This is a genomic window from Sporolituus thermophilus DSM 23256 (assembly GCF_900102435.1).
Lineage (GTDB): Bacteria > Bacillota > Negativicutes > Sporomusales > Thermosinaceae > Thermosinus > Thermosinus thermophilus.
On the sequence record NZ_FNBU01000013.1, the window covers coordinates 49,079 to 73,036 of the forward strand.

22 protein-coding genes and 1 riboswitch are annotated in these 23,958 nt (G+C 53.8%); of the genes, 18 read left to right on the forward strand and 4 right to left on the reverse strand.

Annotated elements, in window-relative coordinates:
- Nucleotides 1-24: 24 nt before the first annotated feature.
- From BLQ99_RS09020 to BLQ99_RS14940, 5 genes are all read left to right on the forward strand, one after another.
- Entirely contained in the window at nucleotides 25-651 is a 627-nt protein-coding gene (locus BLQ99_RS09020) for a DUF47 domain-containing protein (RefSeq protein ID WP_093690214.1), read from the forward strand.
- A 161-nt stretch (nucleotides 652-812) separates the two neighbouring features.
- Nucleotides 813-1,712: a LysR family transcriptional regulator gene (locus tag BLQ99_RS09025; protein ID WP_093690216.1), complete on the forward strand. Its 900-nt coding sequence runs from the start codon at nucleotides 813-815 to the stop codon at nucleotides 1,710-1,712.
- A 53-nt stretch (nucleotides 1,713-1,765) separates the two neighbouring features.
- Nucleotides 1,766-1,851, forward strand: a riboswitch (cyclic di-GMP riboswitch).
- A 78-nt stretch (nucleotides 1,852-1,929) separates the two neighbouring features.
- The gene (locus BLQ99_RS09030) at nucleotides 1,930-3,906 is read left to right on the forward strand and encodes a methyl-accepting chemotaxis protein (RefSeq protein ID WP_093690218.1); all 1,977 of its coding nucleotides are present in this window, start codon (nucleotides 1,930-1,932) and stop codon (nucleotides 3,904-3,906) included.
- Between the two features lie 384 nt (nucleotides 3,907-4,290).
- On the forward strand, nucleotides 4,291-5,244 hold the full coding sequence (locus BLQ99_RS09035; protein ID WP_093690220.1) for a permease: 954 nt from the start codon (nucleotides 4,291-4,293) through the stop codon (nucleotides 5,242-5,244).
- Nucleotides 5,245-5,260: 16 nt separating this feature from the next.
- Nucleotides 5,261-5,437, forward strand: coding sequence for a low molecular weight phosphatase family protein (locus BLQ99_RS14940; RefSeq protein WP_171904641.1), 177 nt, complete (start codon nucleotides 5,261-5,263; stop codon nucleotides 5,435-5,437).
- Nucleotides 5,438-5,444: 7 nt separating this feature from the next.
- On the opposite strand, the gene BLQ99_RS09040 is transcribed toward BLQ99_RS14940, so the two are convergent.
- Nucleotides 5,445-6,140 carry a heparan-alpha-glucosaminide N-acetyltransferase gene (locus BLQ99_RS09040; RefSeq protein WP_093690222.1) on the reverse strand — a complete coding sequence of 232 codons (696 nt, stop codon included), beginning with the start codon at nucleotides 6,138-6,140 and terminating at the stop codon, nucleotides 5,445-5,447.
- A 221-nt stretch (nucleotides 6,141-6,361) separates the two neighbouring features.
- On the opposite strand from BLQ99_RS09040, the gene BLQ99_RS09045 reads away from it, so the two are divergent.
- From BLQ99_RS09045 to nirJ2, 3 genes are all read left to right on the forward strand, one after another.
- Nucleotides 6,362-7,747: a PhoH family protein gene (locus tag BLQ99_RS09045; protein WP_093690224.1), complete on the forward strand. Its 1,386-nt coding sequence runs from the start codon at nucleotides 6,362-6,364 to the stop codon at nucleotides 7,745-7,747.
- Nucleotides 7,748-7,961: 214 nt separating this feature from the next.
- The gene (locus BLQ99_RS09050; RefSeq protein ID WP_093690226.1) at nucleotides 7,962-9,134 is read left to right on the forward strand and encodes a radical SAM/SPASM domain-containing protein; all 1,173 of its coding nucleotides are present in this window, start codon (nucleotides 7,962-7,964) and stop codon (nucleotides 9,132-9,134) included.
- A 6-nt stretch (nucleotides 9,135-9,140) separates the two neighbouring features.
- Entirely contained in the window at nucleotides 9,141-10,124 is a 984-nt protein-coding gene (gene nirJ2, locus BLQ99_RS09055) for a putative heme d1 biosynthesis radical SAM protein NirJ2 (protein ID WP_093690228.1), read from the forward strand.
- Here the strand turns inward: nirJ2 and BLQ99_RS09060 are convergent.
- Both BLQ99_RS09060 and BLQ99_RS09065 read right to left on the reverse strand, forming a co-directional pair.
- A complete protein-coding gene (locus BLQ99_RS09060) occupies nucleotides 10,112-11,089 on the reverse strand; it encodes a 2-hydroxyacid dehydrogenase (RefSeq protein ID WP_093690230.1) in 978 nt (325 codons plus the stop codon). The two genes, nirJ2 and BLQ99_RS09060, sit on opposite strands and share 13 nt — an antisense overlap.
- Before the next feature lie 427 nt (nucleotides 11,090-11,516).
- Nucleotides 11,517-11,855 carry a cupin domain-containing protein gene (locus BLQ99_RS09065; RefSeq protein ID WP_093690232.1) on the reverse strand — a complete coding sequence of 113 codons (339 nt, stop codon included), beginning with the start codon at nucleotides 11,853-11,855 and terminating at the stop codon, nucleotides 11,517-11,519.
- Between the two features lie 201 nt (nucleotides 11,856-12,056).
- Here BLQ99_RS09065 and asnB point away from each other — a divergent pair, with 201 nt between their 5' ends.
- Nucleotides 12,057-13,901: an asparagine synthase (glutamine-hydrolyzing) gene (gene asnB, locus BLQ99_RS09070; RefSeq protein WP_093690234.1), complete on the forward strand. Its 1,845-nt coding sequence runs from the start codon at nucleotides 12,057-12,059 to the stop codon at nucleotides 13,899-13,901.
- 5 nt (nucleotides 13,902-13,906) lie between these two features.
- Here the strand turns inward: asnB and BLQ99_RS09075 are convergent, their stop codons facing one another.
- A complete protein-coding gene (locus BLQ99_RS09075) occupies nucleotides 13,907-14,602 on the reverse strand; it encodes a metallophosphoesterase (RefSeq protein WP_093690236.1) in 696 nt (231 codons plus the stop codon).
- Between the two features lie 121 nt (nucleotides 14,603-14,723).
- On the opposite strand from BLQ99_RS09075, the gene BLQ99_RS09080 reads away from it, so the two are divergent.
- The 9 genes from BLQ99_RS09080 to BLQ99_RS09120 all read left to right on the forward strand — a co-directional run bounded on the left by BLQ99_RS09080 (nucleotide 14,724) and on the right by BLQ99_RS09120 (nucleotide 23,672).
- Nucleotides 14,724-14,942: a hypothetical protein gene (locus BLQ99_RS09080; protein ID WP_093690238.1), complete on the forward strand. Its 219-nt coding sequence runs from the start codon at nucleotides 14,724-14,726 to the stop codon at nucleotides 14,940-14,942.
- Nucleotides 14,943-15,112: 170 nt separating this feature from the next.
- Nucleotides 15,113-15,589, forward strand: coding sequence for a nuclear transport factor 2 family protein (locus BLQ99_RS09085; RefSeq protein ID WP_093690240.1), 477 nt, complete (start codon nucleotides 15,113-15,115; stop codon nucleotides 15,587-15,589).
- Nucleotides 15,590-15,690: 101 nt separating this feature from the next.
- Nucleotides 15,691-16,092 (forward strand): YmaF family protein, encoded by a 402-nt coding sequence (locus tag BLQ99_RS09090; protein WP_093690242.1) that lies wholly within the window; start codon nucleotides 15,691-15,693, stop codon nucleotides 16,090-16,092.
- 356 nt (nucleotides 16,093-16,448) lie between these two features.
- A complete protein-coding gene (locus tag BLQ99_RS09095) occupies nucleotides 16,449-17,774 on the forward strand; it encodes an APC family permease (RefSeq protein ID WP_093690244.1) in 1,326 nt (441 codons plus the stop codon).
- A 176-nt stretch (nucleotides 17,775-17,950) separates the two neighbouring features.
- Nucleotides 17,951-18,568 carry a DNA-3-methyladenine glycosylase I gene (locus tag BLQ99_RS09100; protein WP_093690246.1) on the forward strand — a complete coding sequence of 206 codons (618 nt, stop codon included), beginning with the start codon at nucleotides 17,951-17,953 and terminating at the stop codon, nucleotides 18,566-18,568.
- Entirely contained in the window at nucleotides 18,558-19,424 is an 867-nt protein-coding gene (locus BLQ99_RS09105; RefSeq protein WP_245690392.1) for a DUF2156 domain-containing protein, read from the forward strand. Before BLQ99_RS09100 ends, BLQ99_RS09105 begins: the two co-directional genes overlap by 11 nt.
- Nucleotides 19,425-19,433: 9 nt before the next feature.
- Complete coding sequence (locus BLQ99_RS09110; protein ID WP_093690248.1) at nucleotides 19,434-20,603, forward strand: GNAT family N-acetyltransferase; 1,170 nt, start codon at nucleotides 19,434-19,436, stop codon at nucleotides 20,601-20,603.
- Nucleotides 20,604-20,620: 17 nt separating this feature from the next.
- Nucleotides 20,621-21,820 carry an MFS transporter gene (locus BLQ99_RS09115; protein ID WP_171904642.1) on the forward strand — a complete coding sequence of 400 codons (1,200 nt, stop codon included), beginning with the start codon at nucleotides 20,621-20,623 and terminating at the stop codon, nucleotides 21,818-21,820.
- 166 nt (nucleotides 21,821-21,986) lie between these two features.
- Entirely contained in the window at nucleotides 21,987-23,672 is a 1,686-nt protein-coding gene (locus tag BLQ99_RS09120; RefSeq protein ID WP_093690252.1) for a glutamine--tRNA ligase/YqeY domain fusion protein, read from the forward strand.
- The last annotated feature ends 286 nt before the right edge of the window (nucleotides 23,673-23,958 follow it).

Consider the following 23,958-nt stretch of genomic DNA (forward strand, 5'->3'; position numbering starts at 1 on the left):
AAGTTTAAATGGGGGGGTACGTATATGTTAGCTTTAAACTCGAAAAAAAATAAATTCTTTGTATTGTTTTCCGAAAGCGCCAGACTGGCCCAAAAGGGCGCCTATATCCTCCATGACGCCCTGATCCGGCCGGAAAGTCTGCCGGAAAAGGTCAAACAGGTTTTTGACCTGGAACATGAGGCGGACGAACTTAACGATGAAATTCTTGACAATCTGCACCAGACCTTTATTACCCCACTGGACAGAGAAGATATTTTCGCCCTTACCAATCAATTGGACGATATTGTCGACTATGTCGAGGACATTGTGGAGCGGATGGCCCTTTTTCGCGTTAGCAAGCCAACCGGCGGTGCCATTGAGCTCGGCAAGCTGCTCGTGTTGTGCACCGACGAATTAGTTTCAGTCTTCGATTTACTGGCCAATATCAAGGGTAATCGGGAAAAAATACTGGATCTTACGAAAAATATTGTTGAAATGGAAGAAAAGGGCGACCATATCTATCGCGAAGAAGTCGCACGTCTTTTTATCGGCAATGTTGACCCTATCGATATTATTAAGTGGAAAGAAATACTGGAATTGCAAGAGGATGCCCTTGACCACTGTGAACGGATTGCCGACCAGTTAAAAGGCGTCTTGATGAAGTACGCTTGATAAAAGTTGTAAGCATGGCGTGGGCCAAACCCAAGCAATCTTACCTGAGATGCAGGCTGCAGTTTAAAATGCAGCCTGCGTTTTTTTAGGATAAATAAAATCAATAATTAAAATGTTTATTATCGACAAAATCAATGGTATGATTAAGAGGGGGAAAAATTATGGATATACGCCATTTGGAATATTTTGTGGAAGTTGCCCGGCACAAAAGCTTTAGTAAGGCAGCCCAGGCCGCATATGTCTCACAGTCGACAATCAGCAAAATGATAAAAGATTTGGAAACCGAGCTTGGGGTGGTCCTCTTTAACCGCAATTCCAAATATGTCGAGCTGACTGACGCGGGAGAAATACTGTTTTCTCAGGCGCAGCATGTTGTGTCGCTGTTTCAGAATATTACTGCCGAATTCGAAAGCATGGTTAAGCTGGAAAAGGGCAAAGTCAGTATTGGCCTCCCGCCGATAACGGGGGCTACGGCCTTTGCGGAGCTGCTCGGCGAATTCCGGCGGACCTATCCCAATATTGATATTGTCCTGTTTGAGTATGGTTCGAAAAAAGTTGAACTTGCCATCCAGGACGGGTCGCTCGATATCGGTGTAATATGCAGTCCGAGCAATAATGAAAACTACGAAGTGATCGAATTTACGCAAGATCCTTTGCGGGTCATCATGCATCCTAACCATCCCTTGAGCCAGTATCCGGAGGTCGACTTTGCCCTTCTCGCTGACGAGGCCTTTGTCTTATACCGTGAAGACTTTAGTCTTCATGACGCAATTATCGACCGCTGCCGTCTTGCCGGGTTTCAGCCGAATGTTATTTTCGAGACGTCCCAACGGGAATTGATGACCCAAATTGTTGCCGCCAATCTTGGCATTGCCCTCTTGCCCAGCAAAATTTGCGAGCAGTTGGACCCTAAAACCATTGTTGCGGTTCCGCTGGCCGACCCGCAGCTCTTTCTCCAAATGTCGATCATTTGGAACAAGCGGCGCTATCTGTCCCATGCCGCCCGCTTGTGGTTAACTTTTGTCCGGAACCATTTGGCAAAGAGCGGGGACTTGACTTGACTAACGGTGCACCTATTTATAAAATAAAATGAGTAATAGCCTACCTTTTGGAACTAAATATTGGGCAAACCCGTCGAAAGGCGGGGACGCAAAGCTATAGGGTCTAAGGACTTCTTGTCTATGATTGCCAGCTGCCGGTTAAGGAATTAACTGATTTTATTTAGGCAGCATTAGTCTGCCTTTTTTATTTTTGCAAAAAACAAAGAGGAGGCGGCATATGACGAACCTACTTTCCCGGTTTCCGATGAGGACTAAACTACTATTGATCTTCGCTCTGGTTGCGCTGGTTCCGCTGGTAGTTCTAAGCAGCATCACTTCCTACCAGACTTATCAGAAAGACGTGCAGAGTACATATGAGGACAATAAGCGGATGGCGGCAGCTTTGGCCGGTGAAACTGAAAGCATGATCCAGTCCTTGATTGATGTTTTGCGGCTAATAAGTCAGACCCCGCAACTTATGAGCATGGATCCGGCGCAACAAGTTCCGCTGTTAAAGCTGGTTAAACAGCAATATGCTGATTTCACCAATGTTTATGTGGCCGATGCGACCGGACGCCAGATTGCCCGCGATGCGGGCGAGCCTGTCAACATCGCCGACAGGGCTTATTTCCAGGCAATAATGAAGGGGGCGCCGGTAGCCGTAAGCGATGCCTTAATTTCTAAATTAACCGGACGGCCTACCGTAATTATTGGCGTTCCGGTGAAGAATTCCCAAGGGGAAGTGGTAGGCGCCGTGTGTGCTACCGTCGATCTGGGGAGACTTGATGCCAAAGCCCGGGCGATCAAACCGGGCGAAACCGGATATGCCTTTATTACTGACAACACGGGCAGGCTGATTTCACACCCGGTAAAGAATTTTGTCGACAGCCTTAAGAATGTCAGCGATTTGCCGCCGGTAAAAGAGGCCGTTGCCAAGACAACCGGCTTTATCACCTATGAATTTGAAGGTGAAAAGAAACTGGCCGGCTATGCTTTTGTTCCCAGCACCGGCTGGGGCGTAATTATTCAGCTGCCGGAAAAGGAAGCATTAGCCGGCGCCCGCCGTCAGCTCTTGGTATCGGGTGCAATGGTAGGGGCAGTGACACTGGTGATCATCGTTATCGCCATGACCGTTGCCCGGTCGGTTGCCCGGCCAATCGGCCAGGTAGTGGAATTTACCCGCGCGGTGGCCCAAGGGGATTTTACGCAGAAGCTGCCGGTGACCGGCCGTGACGAAACTGCCCAGTTGGCTATAGCCTTTAACACCATGACTGACCAGTTGAAAGAACTGGTAAAGAAGATAAATGCCAATGCCGAGCATTTAGCCGCTTCAAGCGAAGAGCTTACGGCCAGTGCCGACCAGTCTTCGCAGGCAGCCGGCCAGGTAGCCGCTTCCATCACTGGTGTGGCTAAAGGCGCTGAACGGCAGCTGGCTGAGCTGGAAAGTACCACAGCGGTGTTGCAGGAGATGTCGGCGAGTATTCAGCAGGTGGCGGATAATGCCAATCTGGTTGCGCGTCAGGCGGACCAGGCGGCCGGTAAGGCCCAAAACGGCAGCAGTCTGGTAGACCAGGCGGTCGGCCAGATGGCGCAGATTGAGCAGACCGTAGCCGCATCCGCCCAGGCGGTCACCAGTCTTGGTAACCGGTCCGACCAGATCGGCCAAATTGTGGATACTATCGCCGGCATTGCTAGTCAGACAAACCTGCTGGCCCTGAATGCCGCCATTGAGGCGGCGCGCGCCGGGGATGCGGGCCGCGGTTTTGCCGTTGTTGCCGAGGAAATAAGAAAACTGGCTGAACAGTCGCAGGAAGCGGCTAAACGGATTGCCGCTTTGATTAGCGAAGTCCAGGGAGAGACGGAAAAAGCGGTAGTGGCGATGGAAAGCGGAAACCAGGCCGTCAGGATGGGGGCGGAAGTCGTCAATACCGCCGGCCAGACCTTCCGGGAAATTGTTAGTTTGGTTACAAGAATATCTAGCCAAATCAAAGAAATTACCGTGGCTATTGACCAGCTCGCTGCCGGCAGTCAGCAGATTGTGGGGGCGGTTGCGCACCTTAATGAGCTAGGCAAAGAGACGGCCGCAGAAGCGCAGACCGTGTCGGCGGCGACGGAAGAACAGTTGGCGTCGGCGGAAGAAATCGCATCCGCCAGCCAGGCGCTTGCCAGGTTGGCCCAGGAGTTTCAGCAGTCTGTCAGTGTCTTTCGGGTTTAAAAACCCTGAACTGCTTTACCACTTCGGACATCGGTCAGCCTGGGCAATCGGAATTTTTTCAGCAGGAAACCCGCAAAGGAGATAGAAAGTTACGAACAGACGCTGCCAGAGCAGCGTCTGTTCGTTTTATGGTCAATAATGACGAGAAACCGTTCTTTATTCTTTGCACCAGTTCAGGTTCCAGAAAGAGGGGCAAACTCAGGGCCGGGCCGCGAGCAGCAGGACGAGGGCTGTTACCGCCTACCAAGGTTTTCACGTATTCATCAGGGTTCAGGCCGGAAGGATAAATTAAGTCACAAAGGTATTGACGGGGTAAAAGTATTTTATTACAATAAAAATATATTTAAATATTTAAATATGATGATAAAAAAGGGGTTCGATTTTATGCTCCAGTATATTGCCGATTATCTTACGTACCGGGTTTTTCAACTCGCGCCCGGCAGCAAGCTGGCCGACGCCACTAATTTTTTCATCTACGATACCATGAAAATATTCTTCATGCTGGCCGTGATTGTCTTCGTTGTGGCGATTATCCGCACCTACTTCTCGCCGGAGCGAACAAGACAAATCCTCAGCCATAAGCGGGAATTTTTCGGTAACATCTCCGCCGCGCTGCTAGGCATAGTTACGCCCTTCTGTTCGTGTTCGGCGGTTCCGTTATTTATCGGTTTTCTTGAGTCGGGAGTGCCGCTGGGGGTAACGTTTTCCTTTCTGATTTCGTCGCCGATGGTGAATGAGATCGCGGTAGTCCTTTTATGGGGCATGTTTGGCTGGCAGATTGCCGCCATTTACATGCTTTCCGGCATAACGGTCGCGATTATCGCCGGAGTAGTAATTGGTAAACTGAACCTGGAGCACCTGGTAGAGGAATACGTGTTGCAAATGAAAGCGGGGCAGGGGCAGACGACGGCTGCCAGTGTCGCTTTTCGCGAGCGGGTGGACTATGCTTGGGGCTATACCGGCGAATTATTGCGCAAGATTTGGCCCTATGTGGTTGTCGCCATTGCTATCGGCGGTTTCATTCACGGTTATGTGCCTGAGGACTTTTTAGTGCAATACGCGGGGAAGGACAACTGGTTTGCCGTCCCGCTGGCCGTAGTCATCGGCGTACCCCTTTACTCCAATGCCGCCGGCACCATCCCCATTGTCTACGCGCTGGTAGAAAAGGGCATGAGCATTGGGACGGTGCTGGCCTTCATGATGTCGGTGACGGCGCTGAGTCTGCCGGAGATGATTATTCTCCGCAACGTGCTCAAGCCGAAGCTCATCGCCGTTTTTGTCGGCATTATGACAGTGACCATCATCTTTACCGGATACCTGTTTAATGCAATTCTATAATAGGAGGGACAATTAAATGAGCAGCAAAAAACGCGTCCTATTTTTATGCACCCACAATTCGGCGCGGTCGCACCATAGTTTTCCCGACCCGTCGGCTTTGACCGGCGCTGACGCGGAGATAATGGCCGGCGTGGCTAGGGTACGAGACCAAATCAAACAATGGATTGTCGATACCTTCGGCAGGGAAGAGTAAGGAGGCGTCAGGCAAAGCGCCGCCAAAGCAGATGGCCTAGATACAACAAGGTCAACAGTACCGGTTGGTGGACGAGATAGATGAAGAGCGAATGCCTGCCGAGCGTTGCCAGCCACACGACTCGAGGGGGACCGGGTATTCGGCTCAATTTTCCTTTGTATAATGTCCGGCCAAGGGCGGTTCCTAGCAGGAAGACTCCGGTCCAGGGAAAGATTGGATAATAGTCCAACGAGGTAAAGTTTTTCGGCATGATGCCAAAGGGCAGGAAAAAGGAATGGGAAACGGCATTTGTTTTGGCCAGCTGCCCTAAAGCCAGAAAAACGAAAGCAAGGAATGTCACGATAGCGGGGTGAACCCGCCGCAGGCAATGCCCCAGCACCATGCTGACGCCCAGCAAATGTAAAATACCGAAACGGATATAGGTCTGGGGATTATACAGGTAGGTTATAGCCGTAAGGACCATGCCCCATGTGAAAACAGCCACCGCTCGCCGTAGCGGGCGGCGGCCGAGAACGGTGCTTATGCCGGACAGAAGCATAAACAGCAGGGCCGATGAACGGCCGACCCAGAACCAAAAACCGCTCAGGTATTCCAGTTTGGCGCCATAGAAATCTTTTAGATCTACAACAAGGTGGAACACGACCATGAGGACAATGGCCAGGCCCCTTAGGACGTCAATCTCCCAAATCCTGTCGCTAGTCATAACATCCCCCAAAACCGAAACTGGGCCGCTAAAGAGCGGTCCATTCTTTTTTCGCTTCTTTTTGCCCGATACCTCCAGGCCGCCCCTTACTCCTTTTACTTTTCCCACCTCGGTATGGCCTATGATAAAACCTATGATAAAAAGTGAAGAGTCTATCTTAGGCGGTTGTTAATATGATATAGTGAAGGGCAGTATAGGTCTAACAAAAAGGAGGCCTTTACATGGCAAAATGTTATGTGCTCGATACGAACGTGCTGCTCCATTCGCCTAATGCACTGTTCGCTTTCAACGAGCACACCGTCATCATTCCCGAGGTGGTCATCGAAGAACTTGACCGGTTTAAGAAAGAAGCAACCGAACGGGGGGCTAATAGCCGCCATGTCAGCCGTATCATTGATAACCTGCGGGAAAAAGGCAACTTGCTGGAAGGCGTTCCTCTCAATGATTACGGCGGTATCTTACGGCTGGAAAGCAACCATACCAACACTGAGCTGCCCGTCTACTGGGACCGTGACAAGGCCGATAACCGTATCCTCCAGGTTTGTAAAGGGCTTAGCGAAGCGAATAATCACACAGTTTTGGTTAGCCGTGACACCAATATGCGGGTGAAGGCTTCCATCCTCCAAATACAGGCCGAAGATTTCCGTAACGACAAAGTAGCAAGCATTGAGCACCAGTATACCGGCCGGGCGGTCGTATACACGTCGAGTAGCGTAATCAATGAGTTTCACCGCGATGACATCAACTGCCTCGATCCCGCTGACCTTGCCGTTTATGATGAAGGCTACGGCCGACTCGTCCCGCCGGACCTGGTTACGAATCAGTTTTTGCTTATTCGCTCCACCGATAACGATCGCCACACGGCCTTAGGCCGGTTTGACGGAGAGAAGGTAGTGCACCTGCGTTATCGAAACCGTAATCCTTTTGGGATTACGCCCCGCAATATCGGTCAGATTTTTATGCAGGAATGCCTGATGATGAGCGCCGAGGAGGCGCCGCTGGTCATTATCAAGGGCCCGGCCGGTACGGCCAAGACTTTTTACTCCCTGGCCGTCGGCCTGTATAAACATTTGGACGTGCGGCCCCGCGAGTATCATCGCATTCTTATTTGCCGGCCCAATACGATGATGGACGAAGGCATAGGTTTTCTTCCTGGCACCGAGGCGGAGAAAATTGAGCCTTACATGCGGTCAATCAAGGACAATCTCTTTACCCTGGTGGCCGGCAATACAATCACGGAAGAGAAAGACATCGCCCAAGCCGAAGAAACGGTTAACATGCTCTTTGACAAGCGCATCATTCAAACTGAGGCCTTAGCCTATCAGCGCGGGCGGTCGCTGCAAAAATACTGGGTAATTTTCGATGAAATGCAAAATGCCACCCCCCGCCAGGCTAAAGCGGTGCTGACCCGTCCCGGTTTGGGGACAAAGATGATCCTTCTCGGCGATCCTGCCCAGATAGATAATCCTCTCCTCGACAGCCAGTCTAACGGCCTAAGCTACGCCAGTGAAAAAATGCTGGGCTCCAAACTTTGTTTCCAGGTAACACTGCTGCCGGACGAATGTGAACGCTCGCCGTTGGCGGCTGAAGCGGCCGTGCGGCTATAGGCGGATACCGAACTCCTGCCAAAAGCGGGAGTTTTTTTGTTGGATTTTTGGGCAATTGTGGCAAAACCATCTCTGTAATACCTTTACGCGCGGCCGGCGCCGGTGGTATTATTAAAACATATATCTATTAATATTAAATATTGGTAAAAATACGACATTTACCAGTTGTATATTTGACGGCTGCCCGCTCAGCCGGCCCAGAGGGAGGGAAAATATGATCGGTTGTACCAAATTACTGTGCGGCACGGCGACGGTGTCCGATATCGTAAAGTATGGACGGCGCGCGCACAATTTGCCGCCGCAGATGCTGCAGTTTTCGTCTGATGCTACTCCTATCGTCGTCTGGAATATGACTAACCGCTGCAACCTGTCGTGCCAGCACTGCTACATCAGCGCTGAGGATCGGGAGTACGCCGGTGAATTAACGACGGAAGAGGCAAAAGCATTCATCGACGACTTGGCGGCCATGAAGGTGCCGGTACTGCTTTTTTCCGGCGGGGAACCACTGGTACGGTCCGACCTGTTTGAGCTGGGGGCCTATGCCCGCGACCGCGGCATTCGTCCGGTTATTTCTACCAACGGCACGCTGATTACGCCGCCGGTAGCCGAGCGGATCCGAACCACAGGCTTTCAGTACGTCGGTGTCAGTCTCGACGGCAACGCGGAAGTCCATGACCGTTTCCGCGGCCGCAAGGACGCTTTTGCCGAAACAATCGCCGGCATTCGCAATTCGCTTGCCGCCGGCAATAAAACCGGCATTCGCTTTACGGTCAATAAGCTCAATTACCATACTCTGCCCGAGGTGCTTGACCTTGTGGAGCGGGAAAAAATCCCCCGCTTTTGCTTGTACCACCTGGTTTACGCCGGCCGCGGCCGGTGGATGGCCGACCTTGACATCTCGGCTGAACAGAAGCGGCAGTTGATTGAGTTCTTAATTGAAAAGACGCAGGACTTCCACCGCCGCGGCGTGGAAACCGAGATTTTAACAACCGATAATCATGCCGACGGCATCTATATTCTCCAATATTTTGAACGCCACCAGCCCGAGCGGGTCAACGAGGTGCGCCAATTACTGGAAATGCATGGCGGTTGTTCGGCCGGGCAGAAAATGGCCAATGTGGATCCCCAGGGCTATGTGCATGCTTGCCAATTTTGGGGCCATAAGTCGCTGGGCAATGTGCGGGAAAGGCCGTTCAGCCAGATCTGGCAGCACACCCAGGACGAGTTTCTGCTCAAACTGCGTGATAAAAGCAGCCATGTCGAAGGGCGCTGCGGCGAGTGCCGCTACAAGCGTCTGTGCGGCGGCTGCCGCATCCGGGCGGAGGCGGCAACCGGCAATCTGTGGGGCGAAGATCCGGCCTGCTATCTGACCGACTGGAAGGAGTAAGGGGTCATGATTATTTCCTGGAATACTACCCAGGCCTGCAATATTAATTGCCTGCACTGCTATCGCGATGCCGGGGCCAAACGGGCTGATGAGCTAACTACGGCGGAAGGTAAGAAGCTGCTTGGCGAAATTGCCAAAGCCGGGTTTAAGATTATGATTTTAAGCGGTGGTGAACCACTGCTTAGACCTGACCTTTACGAGCTGATCCGGCATGCCCGCGCGGTGGGACTGCGGCCGGTTATTGGTACTAATGGCACCCTTATTACGCCGGAGGTAGCGAAAAACCTTAAGGATGCCGGCCTGGCCGTGGCCGGGATTAGCATCGACAGTCTTGACCGGTCGCACCACGATCATTTTCGCGGTTGCAGCGGCGCCTGGGAGCAAACGCTGCGCGGCATTGAGGCCTGCCGGCAGGCGGGGCTGCCGTTCCAAATTCACACAACCGTCACCAGCTGGAACGAACACGAAATCCTGGCCATTACCGACAAAGCGGTTGAACTTGGCGCTATTGCCCATCACATCTTTTTCCTGGTGCCGACCGGCCGGGGCAAAGATATTGAGGACACGACGCTAAAGACGGCGCAGTATGAGGCATTATTGGAACGAATCCTGGACAAGCAGGCTCGGGTGCCGATCGAGATTAAGCCTACCTGCGCGCCGCAGTTCATGCGCATTGCCCGCCAAAAAGGCATGGCGATGCGGTACACGCGGGGCTGCCTGGCCGGTACGTCGTACTGCGTTATTTTGCCTAACGGCGATGTTCATCCCTGTCCTTATCTGCCCATCCGGGCGGGCAATGTCCGCGATACCGCTTTTGATGTACTGTGGCAGACCAGTCCGCTCTTTGGCGAGCTGCGGAGCGGAGCCCTCAAGGGTGCCTGCGGCCGCTGCGGTTTTACCGACATCTGCGGCGGCTGCCGGGCCCGCGCTTATTACTACTCTGACGGCGATTATCTGGCGGAAGAGCCCTGGTGCAGCTATGGGCGGTAGTTTACTTCCGGGTTAACGCAAGCTGGCAGGGGCCGCCCGGCTAGGCCGGCCAGCAGGTTATCGGCGGTAAGCATGGCCATGCGGTCGCGCGTCTCGTGGGTTGCGCTGCCGATATGGGGCGTAATGAGGACGTTGGGCAGGGTAAGAAGGGGATGGTCGCCGGGCAGCGGTTCGGGGTCGGTGACATCGAGGGCGGCGTAGGCAATTTGGCCTTCTTTCAGGGCGTCGTAAAGGGCTTGGGTGTCGACAAGGCCGCCGCGGGCGGCATTGATAAAGTAGGCTGTCCGTTTCATTTTGGCAAACTCGGCGCGCCCGAACATGCCCCGGCTGGCGGGTGACAAGGGAACGAGGACGACGATGCAGTCGGCCTGGGCTAAGAGGTCGTCAAACGCGACATAGGCGGCGCCCAGGTGTTCGTCGTCGGCGCGGCGGCTGCGGTTGTGGTAGATAACTTGCATGCCGCAGGCCCTCGCCCGCCGGGCTACCGCGGCGCCGATCCGGCCCATGCCGACGATGCCTAACGTTTTGCCATACAGGTCGATGCCGAAGGGCACGTCATGATTGTTGAGCCACCGTCCGCTGGCCACCTGGTTCCAGCCTTCATGAATGCGGCGGGCGGCGCAGAGCAGTAAGCCGAAGGTAAGGTCGGCCGTCGCTTCCACCAGTACGCCAGGCGTGTTGCCGAACGGGATGCCGCGGCGGGTGCAGGCGGCAATGTCCACATTGTCGTAACCGACCGAGGCTTGGGCGATAACGCGCAGGTGTGGCGCGTGGGCCAAGAGTTCGTCGTCGACTCGCACGTCGCCGGTGGAGACAAGGCCCTCGGCGTCAGCCAGCCACTCATAGAGCAGGTTGCGGGGAATGGGCTCAATTTTATCCCACTGGCGGACGTGACACTCGCTGTTTATTTTGGCAAGGGCGCAGGCACGCATTTTACCGGCGACGACAACTTGATACTTTTTCACGGCTAAGCCTCCTCGCATTGAATGTATATTTTTTATTCCGCGAACAGGTAAAAAATCCCTGTCTATTCCGTAAAGCATCACAGGGAACCCTGCGCTGAAAGGGAGGGGGCTGTTGAAAAGATGGGACACTCCTGGGATCTCACCATCCTCGGCCTGGTGGGGGTAGACGGCGTAAGCGACCCGCTGCTGGTGAAAAAAAGCAAATAAAACGGCAAAAGCGCCCTGTTTGGGGCGCTTTTTGCCGGGGCCGTTTACCGTCGCTGCCCAGGACTATGTACTGCAGCCTTCTTTGCAGTGCGTAACAGGACGCAGCATCATCCAAATGGTCGCCATAAGCTGCCCTCCTTTCTTTAAAGTACTACATACTTATGAGTGGCAATGAACAAATATGTTGGTAATGTAAGACAATTTAGGCCAAGCGCAAGCCCTACCTCCTTACCAGAATTAACAACATTTTGAAGTTTTCCACGGCATCAAGACCATGGGGGACGTCAGCCGGCATGACAACGGCCTCGCCTTTCTTGGCCCGCAGCTTTTTATCGCCAATGGTAATTTCCGCTTCGCCGTCCAGCATATACACCATGGCGTCGCCAGGGGCGGAATGGGTGCTGACTCCTTCCCCTTTGGCAAAGGCAAATAAGGTCATACTCAGTGCGTCGTTTTGGACAAAGGTCAGACTAATCACCTGGCCGGGCTGGTATTTTACTAAATCGGCCAACTCCACGGCGCTGGCGAATTCAATGTTTTTAATGAATTTTTTTTCCATTACCGTATTCCTCCTTAGCGCCTGGCGGCGCTTTTCTTTTGCTTTTATTTTACTCCCTAATATTCCCCGTTGCTGTGATGGTCATCACGGTGACAAAAACAGTAGTGCCGCATATTATAAGGCGTAAAGGCAAAGACGCCGACCGGCTGCTTTGGGTAAGCAGCCGGGCGGCGTTTATTTAATTGAAGGAGTGAGAATTTCATGTGCGGGATTACCGGATGGATCGATTGGCAGTCCGACCTTACCAAGGCCCAGCCTGTCCTGGCGGGCATGGTGAAGACGCTGGCCGCCCGCGGGCCCGATGCCGAGGGCATGTATTTCGCCTCCCATGCCGCCTTGGGCCATCGCCGCCTGAGCGTCGTCGATCTGGAAGGGGGCAAACAGCCGATGCTGCGCCGGCGCGGCGATAGGACCTGCGTCGTCGTTTATAACGGTGAACTTTATAACACGCCGGAGCTGCGGCGCGAATTGGCCGGGTGCGGCCATACGTTTTTCACCACCTCGGATACCGAAGTGCTGCTATTAGCTTATATGGAATGGGGAGAGGCTTGTGTCGATAAGTTTAATGGCATTTTCGCATTCGCCGTGTGGGACGAACAGGCGCAGCAGCTTTTTTTGGCCCGCGACCGCCTGGGGGTTAAGCCGCTCTTTTATGCTGAGCGGGGATCGGGTTTGATTTTTGGTTCCGAACTCAAAGCGCTCCTGGCTCACCCTGCTGTCAAGCCCGAGATTGATGCCGAAGGGGTGGCCGAAGTCTTTATGCTCGGACCGGCGCGCACGCCAGGACATGGCATTTTCCGCGGTGTAGCCGAACTGAAGCCGGGCTGGTGTATGGTCTACAACCGGGAGGGCAAACGCCTGTGGCCGTATTGGTCGCTGGTTTCCCAGCCTCATCCGGATGATTTCCGGACGACGGTGCAGACAGTGCGTGACCTCTTGCAGGACGCTGTCCACCGCCAGCTTGTCGCCGATGTGCCGGTATGCACGCTGCTTTCCGGTGGCCTCGACTCCAGCGCTTTAACAGCCTTCGCGGCTCAAAGCTGCCGGGAGGCGGGACAGGACCGGCTGGTCACCTATTCCGTCGATTATGTCGATAATGATAAATATTTCCGGGCTACTTCCTTTCAACCTAACGATGACGCACCCTGGGTAGAGCGCGTGGCCAACTATTTTAATACTTGCCACCGCCGCATCGTCCTCGATAATACCGAATTGGCCGATGCCTTGGCTAAGGCAACGGTGGCCCGCGACCTCCCCGGCATGGCTGACGTGGATACTTCGCTGCTGCTTTTTTCCCGCGAAATCAAAAAAGGCGCTACTGTCGCCTTGTCAGGCGAGTGCGCCGATGAGGTCTTTGGCGGTTATCCCTGGTTTCGTCAGCCCGATATGATTGACGCCGACACCTTCCCTTGGTCGCGGCTGGTCAAGATGCGGACCACCTGGCTGTCACCCGAGGTACGGGCTGCCATCAGGCCGGAGGAATATGTGGCTGACCGTTACCGGGAGGCGCTGGCCGAAGTGCCGCGGCTGCCGGGCGAGGACGCGCGCGCGGCGCGGATGCGGGAAATTTTTTATCTCAGTCTGACCCGGTTTATGCCTACTTTGCTGGACCGCAAAGACCGCATGAGCATGGCCTTCGGCCTGGAGGTACGGGTGCCGTTTTGCGACCACCGGCTGGTTGAGTACGTATGGAATGTGCCGTGGGAAATGAAAAACTATCAGAATCGCGAAAAAGGGCTGCTGCGGTGCGCTCTGGCCGGGTTACTGCCTGATGAGGTACTATGGCGGCGGAAAAGCCCCTATCCCAAGACCCATAATCCGGCTTATCTGGATAAGGTGCGGGCCGAAGCGCTGGCACGCTTAAGCGACCCGGCATCACCGCTCAGGCCGCTGGTTGACGAAGCCAAAATCCGGGAAATGGCCCATTCCGATTTTGCTGTTTCGCCGCTGCCATGGTTTGGTCAGCTTATGGGCGGAGCCCAGCTCTTTGCTTATCTCATTCAGGTTGATACCTGGCTGCGGCATTACCGGGTCCAGGTGCGCTAGGCATGTCAGACGATACATTTTAGCTTAAAGTCCAGCGCGTCACAGGAAACGAGGTAGCAGGCGGCGCCGCCGAAAATACCGGTCGGCGCGGTGTGGATGGCTTCGTCATGGAGGTGGCCGAATACGCAGATTTCCACGCCGAACTCTTCCATAAGGTCGGTAAAGCCGCTCGGTTCATGGCGATCATTGACCGGCGGATAATGCAGCATCAGGATGTGGCGGCGGTAGCCGGCCTGGACGGCGGCGGTAAGGGTGGCGCGGACCCGGTTTAGCTCCCGTAGGTAGATAGGCATGTCCTCGGCTTCAATAAAAGAGCGGTCGCCGGGACAGGTCCATCCGCGGCTGCCGCAAATGGCAAAGGGACCGGCGGGTGTAAAGGTGTTGTGGAGAAAAGTGATTTGGCCGCCTACCACCCGCGTCATCTTGGAAACAGTCTGCCACCAATAATCATGATTGCCGCGCACGATGACCTTGCGGCCAGGCAAGGCGTCGATGGCCCGCAGGTCGGGCAGAGCTTCCTCCAGCTTCATGGCCCAGGAAATATCGCCAGGCAGGAGGACAATATCATCGGGCGTTACTTTTTCCAGCCAATCCGCTTTGATTTTCGTCCAGTGATCGTGCCAGTGTTCGCCGAACACCGACATGGGTTTGAACGGCGGGTCGCCGGAAAGATGCAAGTCGGAAATGGCAAAAATATGCATAGTGCTGTTCCTCTTAAAAACAAAGTTTTATGAATTTGGCATGATTTTCCTAACATGACGGCTTTGCTAACAGGATAACCTAAAACCAAGGCGATTAAACGGACAGGAGGCATTGGCGGTCATGGCAGAAGATAAGGTTAACAAAGTACCGGCCCAGCGGCAGGAACCGGGGCTGGATTATACGGTTAACAGCGCGGTTGACCCATCGCTGCAGGAAGAGAGCAAACGCACCATCAACTATCTGGTCCACCGCATGCTCTGGGATCAAATGGATAAAGTCGATTTAGACGACCTTGCCATTTCCGGCAAAGGGACGATGGAAGTACAGGATGACTTGTAAACAGGCGCAAAAGCCTGTTTTTTTATATTCTCTCCGTTACCTTTCCCATTTCCCGTCGTTTAATCCGGTAGAGCGCCACGAAACCAGCAATTTTTGCCAGGGGGTGACTAATCAGTCAAGATTTGCTATAGTATAACTATCGGTTATTTTACATAAGGAGGAGATATACCATGACAAGAAAACAACTGCTAAAAGCAACTGCGCTGATTGCGATTATCGTGCTGGTGGCGCTGCTGGCCGGCTGCGGCGGTGGCGGCCCGACCGCGAAGCGGCCGACCGGGCTGGCGCCTGACGCCGTTGTGCAGGCTTTCTTTAATGCGGCTAAAAATAACCGGCTTAATGAAGCTGCTCTCTACGTCACGCCTGATTCCCGCCGCGATACGCGGGCCGTGATCGATTTTCTCAGCGGACAAAATGGTCTGGCTGAACTTAAGCAGGCCAACCTGATAACAGTGAAGAAGGTGGCCGAGCAGGGCAATTATGCCGTAGTTCTGGCGACTTTACAGCCGGAGCCGAACAGCTTCAACCTTTCGGTGAAACCGGTCGGCCTGGAAAAAATTGACGGAGAGTGGTACATCGTCGACTTTAATAATATTTACGAAAATGCCAAATACAAAGTATTAGAACAGCTCTTGAAAAATATTTAAGCTGAGGCGGGAAACCGCCTCTTTTTTGTTTGGCGAACTCAGCACCTTTAGTGCCGCCGCTGCATAGAATATTATGTAAAAAATTAGGGGGAGGGAAAGCGATGTTTGAAGAGCAGGAACGCAAGCCGGGACACGATGATGAAGGCCGCCACGGGGTGCATGTGCATGGGTACAATACGCTGACCGAAGTTGCCGACGAGCACCAGCATGCGATTATGGGCGTTAGCGCGCCGGCCCGGTTGGCGGAAGGGTCACATATTCACCGCGTGCGGGGCCGTACCAGTTTCCACGACAACCACTGGCATTGGTACGATGTTCTGTCTGGCCCGGCGGTTGCCATGCCTGGTGGACAGCATATTCACTACTTTACCGGGGAGACTAGCTTCGACGACGGCCATACTCACTGCTTTAGCGGCGTGCTGGGGCTTAGTCCTGACGTGATGGATGAGTGCGACGACAATAAGTATTATATGATGAAGCCTAAATACCCGAAACGGGACTAAAGTTTTCTTCGCTTGTATCATAAGACGACCGGCGCCTGGTTACAAGCGCGGCCGTCTTTTTTATTCGCCGAATGTTATCCGGGCGTATTATGATGTGTTCAAAGAGCAGGCATAGCAGCCTGCCGGTCTGGTTCCGCCAACTATTGTATTACAGTTTTATAGAAAAACCAAGTCCAGAATAGAATATATGGTACGATAAACACACGCTGATTAAAATTTAATAATCATCCGCCTGGGAAGTATTATTATTTTTTCGATTCATTTCCAGATTGCCTATATGGTAAAATGGTTGGTAAACCGCAGCGCCGGAAATATCCAAACTAAAATCTATAACAGAAGACAGGAGTGGAGGATAGTTGAACCAGGATACGGAAGCGCGTTTAAAGAAAGATATCGGTCTCATTGTCGCTATGTCCATTGTTATTGGTTCGGTCATCGGTTCCGGCATTTTTATGAAACCCGGGCGGGTTATCGCCGCTGCCGGCGATTCTACTATGGCGCTGTGGGCATGGGTATTGGGCGGCGTCATCACCTTGGCGAGCGGTCTTACGCTGGCGGAAGTAGGCGCCCAGCTTCCCCGGACCGGCGGACTGTACGTCTATCTGGAAGAGGTATACGGACGGGTCTGGGGCTTCCTCTGCGGTTGGGTCCAGACGCTAATTTATGGTCCGGCGGTCATCGGGGCGTTGGGACTGTATTTCGGTTCGTTAATGGCCCACTTTTTTGGTTTGGGTGACGAAACAAAATTTACGATCGGGATTATTACCATTGCGCTGCTCGCGCTGGTCAACGCTTTCGGCGTCAAGTACGGAGGTTTCATCCAGGCCGCAGCCACCGCCGGCAAATTGGTTCCCATCATTCTCATTGCCATTTTTGGCCTACTTTGGGGCAACGGCCAAATTTGGGACATGCCCAGCGGCCAGGCGGAACGCACCGGTATAGGGGCTGCCATTTTAGCCACGCTGTGGGCGTATGACGGCTGGATGCTTGTTGCGTTTGTGGCCGGTGAGATGAAAGAGCCGGCTAAGCTATTACCTAAGGCTATCGTCGTAGGGCTCTCCGTGGTCATGGTTGCTTACCTTACGGTAAACATGGCCTTGCTCCATGTGTTGCCGGCGGCGGAAATCGTCCGGCTTGGCCCAAACGCAGCCGGGACGGCGGCCGGCGTTCTCTTTGGCGACATGGGTGGCAAACTGTTGAGTATTGGCATTCTGGTGTCGATTTTCGGCACGCTCAACGCCAAAATTCTGACCTTTCCCCGCGTGCCCTACGCCATGGCCGAGCGGGGCCAACTGCCCGCGTCTGGTCTGTTTGCCCGGGTCCATCCTGAATACGGCACGCCCATTTGGGCTACAGTGCTGCAGGTTGTATTGGCTGTACTGCTTATGACGGTCGGCGACCCGGACAGGTTGTCCGATATCGCCATTTTTGCCATTTATATCTTCTTTGTGCAGGCCTTTTTCGCTATTTTCCGGCTGCGCCGACGCACCTCACCCGACCAGCGCCCTTACAGTGTGCCGGGTTATCCGTTTGTCCCCCTTATTGCCATTGTCGGTTCGGGCTTCATCCTGGCAACGACCTTAATTGACAATCCGCTGGATACGTTATACGCCCTGGCCCTACTGGCGGCCGGACTACCGGTGTACTGGCTGTTAGGTAAATCCGGCAAGAATAATCAATAATTTTCGTCTACGTCATCGGACTGTTGACCTGCCAAGTCGACAGTCCCTTTTTCTAATAAATAGTTTTATGGCAAAAAGCATCGTCATTTTTCTTGAGCGGCAGGGAATGGTATAAGGAGCGAGAATTGTTTTAATGGTTATCAGACATAGTTTATTTTTAACAAGGGTGGAGTCCGATGGAACGTTGCGCCTGGGTGACGGACGACCCGCTGTACTTGGCCTATCACGACCAAGAGTGGGGCGTGCCGGTGTACGATGATAAAAAGCTCTTTGAAATGTTGATCTTGGAAGGCGTTCAGGCCGGGTTGAGCTGGCTCACCGTCCTGAAAAAACGGGAAAATTACCGCCAGGCCTTCGACGGCTTCGACGCGGCCAAAGTCGCCGCGTATGATGAAGCCAAGGTTGGTGAATTACTGCACAATCCGGGCCTTATCCGCAACCGACGTAAAATCGAGGCGACAGTTACCAACGCGCGGGCTTTTCTTGCCGTTTGCGAGCGGTTTGGCTCCTTTCGCGATTATATCTGGCAATTTGTCGGCGGCGTTCCCAGGCAGAACAACTGGGGTTCATGGCGGGAGGTTCCGGCCGAAACCGCTGAATCGCGCGCTATGAGCAAAGACTTGCGGCAGCGGGGTTTTTGCTTCGTCGGCCCTACTATCTGTTATGCTTTTATGCAAGCTACCGGCATGGTTAACGACCATACCACCGATTGTTTCCGCTACCACGAGATCAGGGCCGCCGTTCAAGGGAGGTTTTACCATCATTGTCTTTGCACCTATCACGCTGAAAGATAAACCGCTTTTTGACCGTTATTTCCGCGCCCGCCGCTATGAAGCGTCGGAGTGTACCTTTACCAACCTGTATCTGTGGCAGCCCGGCTATAACCTGGAATGGGCCCTGATTGACGGCTTTCTTTGCCTGCGGGCCTTGTGGCAGGGGCAGGCCTTTGTTTTTCCCCCTTTTGGGCCGCCGGCAGGGGTGGAAAGCGTGCTTGATCAGTTGGCCGAGCAGTTCGCGCGGGAAGGACGGCCGTTTTTCATGAAAGCGGCGACGGTTGACCTGGTGCAGTACCTTGAAGCGGTGCGGCCGGGGTATTACCATTTCCGGGCTGATCGCGACAATTTTGACTACGTTTATTTAGTCAAGGATCTTATCGAGCTTAAAGGCCGCCGCTACAACAGTAAGAAAAACCACCTCAACTATTTTTACAGCTATTATCCGCAGGCCCGTTATGTGCCGATCACGCCGGAACTTATTCCGGCCTGTGTCGCAAGTACGCTCGCTTGGTACGATCGCCGGTGCGACGAGGATCCTTGTATGGAGTACGAAAAAGAAGCTATTCTGAGGGCTTTCGCCCATTTTCGCGAACTAAAGCTGGTCGGTGGGGCCATTGTCATTGACGGCAAGGTGGAAGCGTTCACGTTTGGTGAAGCGCTTAACAGCGACACCGTCGTTGTTCACATCGAAAAGGGCAATGCCGATTTCCGCGGCATCTACCAGGTGATTAACCAGCAGTTTTGCCATCAGTGGCGGCATATGCGCTATATTAACCGGGAAGAAGACATGGGCATCGAAGGATTGAGGCAGGCCAAACTATCCTACCGGCCGGTAAAATTGGTGGAAAAGTATGATGTTGCTATCGCCAAATGAGGTGAATTTATGGAGTTCAGGCTGATAAATGCGGCCGATACGGAAGCGGTTAAGTTGCTGTGGTCCTACTGTTTCGAACAGCAGGATCACCCTTTTTTTAATTGGTTCTTTTCCGATTATTACCAGCCGGAAAATGTTTTGGGCGGATACGACCAGGGCCGGCTGGTCACCTGTATTCATATAATTCCTTACGAAATTCTTTTGCGGGAAAAACCGCTGCCGGTGGCATTTCTGGTGGGGTTGGCCACTGCTCCCGGCAGCCGTGGCAGCGGCGCGGCGGGAAAGCTGCTCCGGGCCGCGCTGAACGAAGCGCGCGGCCGCGGGCAGTACGCCAGTATCCTTATTCCGCGGCGGAATGGCTTTTATCGTCCTTTGGGCTGGGAACTTTGCTACCACCACTACCATTACGACGTAGCCGCCGCCGACCTCGTGCACGTTGCTAAGCGGCACGGCGCGTTCCGCCGGGTAGACTCGGTCGACGAATGGCCGGCCCTGGCCGGCGTTTATGAGGCCTTTGTCGCCGGCCGTCACGGCTATGCGGTGCGCCGGGCGGCCAATTGGCGCAGCCTGCTGGCCGCCCATCTGGCGGAAAAGGGGTTTATCTATGTATTAGAGGATGGTGGTCGGCCCAAGGGTTATATCCTTTATCACCGGGGCGAAAACGTCTTGACGGTGACGGAAATGGCCTATGCGGACGGGCGGGCGCAGCAGGCGTTGTTTTATTTTCTTTACCAACACCGCTATCAAACGGAACGGATCGAGTGGAATGCTCCTCTCGATGATGTCGTCCACTTTGCCTTGCCTAATCCGAAAAAAGAGGTATGGCTCCATCCGTTTATGGCCGGCCGGATAGTGGACGTAGCTGCTTTGCTTACGGTTATTCGTTATCCACCCGGACCGGCGGGCCAGATGGTTTTGTGTGTTGAGGACGGCTTGGCCGACTGGAATAACGGCTGCTTCGCGCTGGAGATAGCCGGTGGCCAGGGACGGGTAACGCGCGTGGCCGAGGACAAGGCCGATGTTTCCTGCCCCGTGGGCGCGCTGGCGCAGCTTGTTTTCGGGCGGCTGAGCGCCCGAGAGCTCGCGGCGGCGGGCCGGTTGACCGCTTCGCCACAGGGGGTAGCGCTTTTAGACCAGCTGTTTCCGCCGCGCGTCAATTATATTAACGAATATTTTTAGCCAGCAGGGGATGCCAAGTGAAACAGTTCATTGATATTGTCCACAACCGGCAATTTCAAAATATCGCTCTGTCCCAGCTTTTTACGGTCTTCAGTACTAACCTGCTGCTGCCGGTGCTGCCTGTGTATCTCAAACTGCGCGGGTTTTCCGATGGTCAAATCGGAATAATCATGGGTATTACCGCCATCGGCGCCCTTACCGTCCGGCCTTGGGCCGGTCTTAGGGTAGATGAACGGGGCAGCCGCCCCGTTATCCTTTTCGGCCAGGCGCTGACGGCCCTCGGCCTTGCTGGTTTTCTCTGGGCAAACAGTTTCTTTTCCTTTTTGGGCCTGCGGCTGCTGCAGGGAGTGGCCATGGCGTTTTACGGTACCGGCGCCATTACTTTCGCCAGTTCGGTCGAAAGGCCGGAAAATACGGCTGGCGCCATCTCTTTATATTCGGTGGCCACGATGGTCGGGTTGGGCGTAGCGACCGGCAGTGCGCCGCTGTTGTACGATCAGTTGGGATTTAAACCGCTCATTATCCTCGGGCTGGCCGCCGTGGGCACGGCGGCCGCTGTCATGCGGCTGCGGGCCGGCTTCATTCCGCCCTGTCCGGCCGGTGAACGCGTCCCCTTTAGCAGCGTCGCCCGGTCACGGGAAGTGCTGGCGCCTACGGTTTGCCTTTTCGCCTCCAATTTTGCCCATGGAACGGCCTTTACCTTTGTCCCCCTGGTCGCGCTGTCCGAAGGCATTACCGGCTATTCAGTCTTTTTTATCGCTTTTACCGTCGCCGTTGTCAGCGCGCGGCTTGGCGTTCAGCCGCTGACCGCACGGTGGGGGGCGGAACGGGCCGCCCTGTTTGCCAGTCTCCTTAATGCTTTGAGCGTGCTGCTCCTGGCGTTTAAGGCGTCGGCGGCGGTGCTTGCCTTGTCCGGCATTTTAATTGGTTTTGGCTTTGGCATCATCTTTCCCTGTCTGGCCGTCTATGTCGTGCAGCACAGCAATCCGGCCAATAAAGGGACGGCACTCAGCATACTGTCCGCATCAGGCGATATCGGCGTTGCCGTTGGGGCGTCGGTACTGGGGGTGGTGGCTGAATGGTTGGGTTACAAGGCCCTGTTTGCTGCGGCCGCCATGGTGGTGCTTGTCTGCACATATTATTTTTATATTTCCCTATTTGGCGGACGCCAAGAAGCGTTATTTTCAAGCCGGGAGAAGGATTGCCATAATGTTTAAGTCATAATTTACCAATCAGTGGTAAATACTAAGCTTTACGCAAGTACGGAGGAGCTGTAAGCAACCGTGGTGGACAGGCTGCGTCAGCAGTCGGATTTTGGCAGGAAATTGCCTACAGGCGACGAAATACAAAGGATAAATCAAATAAGCGAAGAGGAGTAGCATTATGAGTGCCAATCCAGTTGTTCCAACCAATTTTATTCAGGAAATTATCAACGAGGATTTAAAAAACAATACATACGGTGGCCGCGTCCACACCCGTTTTCCGCCCGAGCCTAACGGCTATTTGCATATCGGTCATGCTAAGTCCATTTGTCTGAACTTTGGTCTGGCTAAGAAGTACGGAGGACTGTGCAACCTGCGGTTCGATGATACCAACCCCAGTAAGGAAGAAGTTGAATATGTCCAATCGATTATTAACGACGTCAAGTGGCTGGGCTTCGACTGGGACGACCGGATGTTTTACGCATCGGATTATTTTGACCAGCTTTATGAGTTTGCCCTTAAGCTGATTCGGGACGGCAAAGCCTATGTCTGTGACCTTAGTCCGCAGGAAATACGTGAATACCGCGGCACGTTGACGCAGCCGGGCAAAGAAAGCCCCTACCGCAACCGGTCGGTCGAGGAAAACCTCGATTTGTTCCAGCGCATGAAGGCCGGCGAGTTTCCGGACGGTTCCCGTGTGTTACGCGCCAAAATTGACATGGCGTCGCCCAACCTCAATATGCGCGACCCGGTGTTGTACCGGATTATGCGGGCTACGCACCACCGCACGGGCGATAAATGGTGCATTTACCCCATGTACGACTACGCTCATCCTTTGTCCGACGCATTGGAAGGCATTACCCATTCCATTTGCACCCTGGAATTTGAAGACCACCGGCCGCTGTATGACTGGGTACTTGAAGCCTGCGGCTTTGGCCCTGGCCGCCCGAAGCAGATCGAGTTCGCCCGGCTTAATCTGACGAATACCGTTATGAGCAAGCGCAAATTACGCCTGCTGGTCGAGAAAGGCTATGTCAGCGGCTGGGACGACCCGCGCATGCCCACCATTTCCGGGCTGCGGCGGCGCGGCTATACGCCTGAAGCCATCCGCGACTTTTGCGACCGCATCGGCGTAGCCAAGAGCAACAGCACGGTCGACATTGCTTTGCTGGAACATTGCATCCGTGAAGATCTTAATACCCGGGCGCAACGGGCAATGGCCGTCCTGCGTCCCCTGAAGGTGGTAATTGAGAACTATCCCGAAGACCAAGTGGAAGAATTGGTGGCGGAGAACAATCCCGAGGTGCCGGAAGCAGGCACGCGTAAAATCCCTTTTTCTCGTGTCATCTACATTGAGCAGGACGATTTCATGGAAAATCCGCCCAAAAAGTTTTTCCGCCTTTCGCCCGGGCAGGAGGTTCGTCTTAAGTACGCCTACATCATTAAATGTGAGCGGGTGGTGAAAGACGAGCAGACCGGCGAGATCATCGAACTGCGCTGCACGTACGATCCTGAGACGCGCAGCGGCGCCGGGGTCAGCCGCAAAGTTAAGGGTACGTTGCATTGGGTGTCGGCGGCCCACGCCGTGCCGGCCGAAGTACGCCTGTACGACTACCTTCTGTTGGACGACAAGGAAGAGGAAGAAACCGAGGGTGATGATTTTCTGGCCAAGCTCAATCCTGCATCACTGGTCACTCTGACCAATTGTCTGGTTGAACCCAGCCTGGCCGGCGCGGCGCCAGGTAGCCGCTACCAGTTCCTGCGGCAAGGCTATTTTTGCGTCGACCCCGATTCAGCTAACGGCAAATTGGTCTTTAATCGGATTGTCGGTCTGCGCGATTCGTGGGCCAAATTGCAAAAAGAATAACAATAAGTCGGTCATGATTCGCTTTTTATCAAACATTCGCAAGCTCTTGTCACCGTCTTTGCCGTCAAGGACCGGGTACTGGGGCACAATCTCCTGGCGGCGATCTATAACTACGGATCTTATTACGAACGGTTCCAGCAAGACCGCATCAAAGAAGTGGGGATTAAGGAATAGGCGGCTTGTATTGACAGCAATGCCGGCGATAGTGTAACATATATTCCACAATACTATATATTTTATATTTTTTGGAGGAGTCTGTCACAACAGGCTCCTCTTTGCCTTTTTT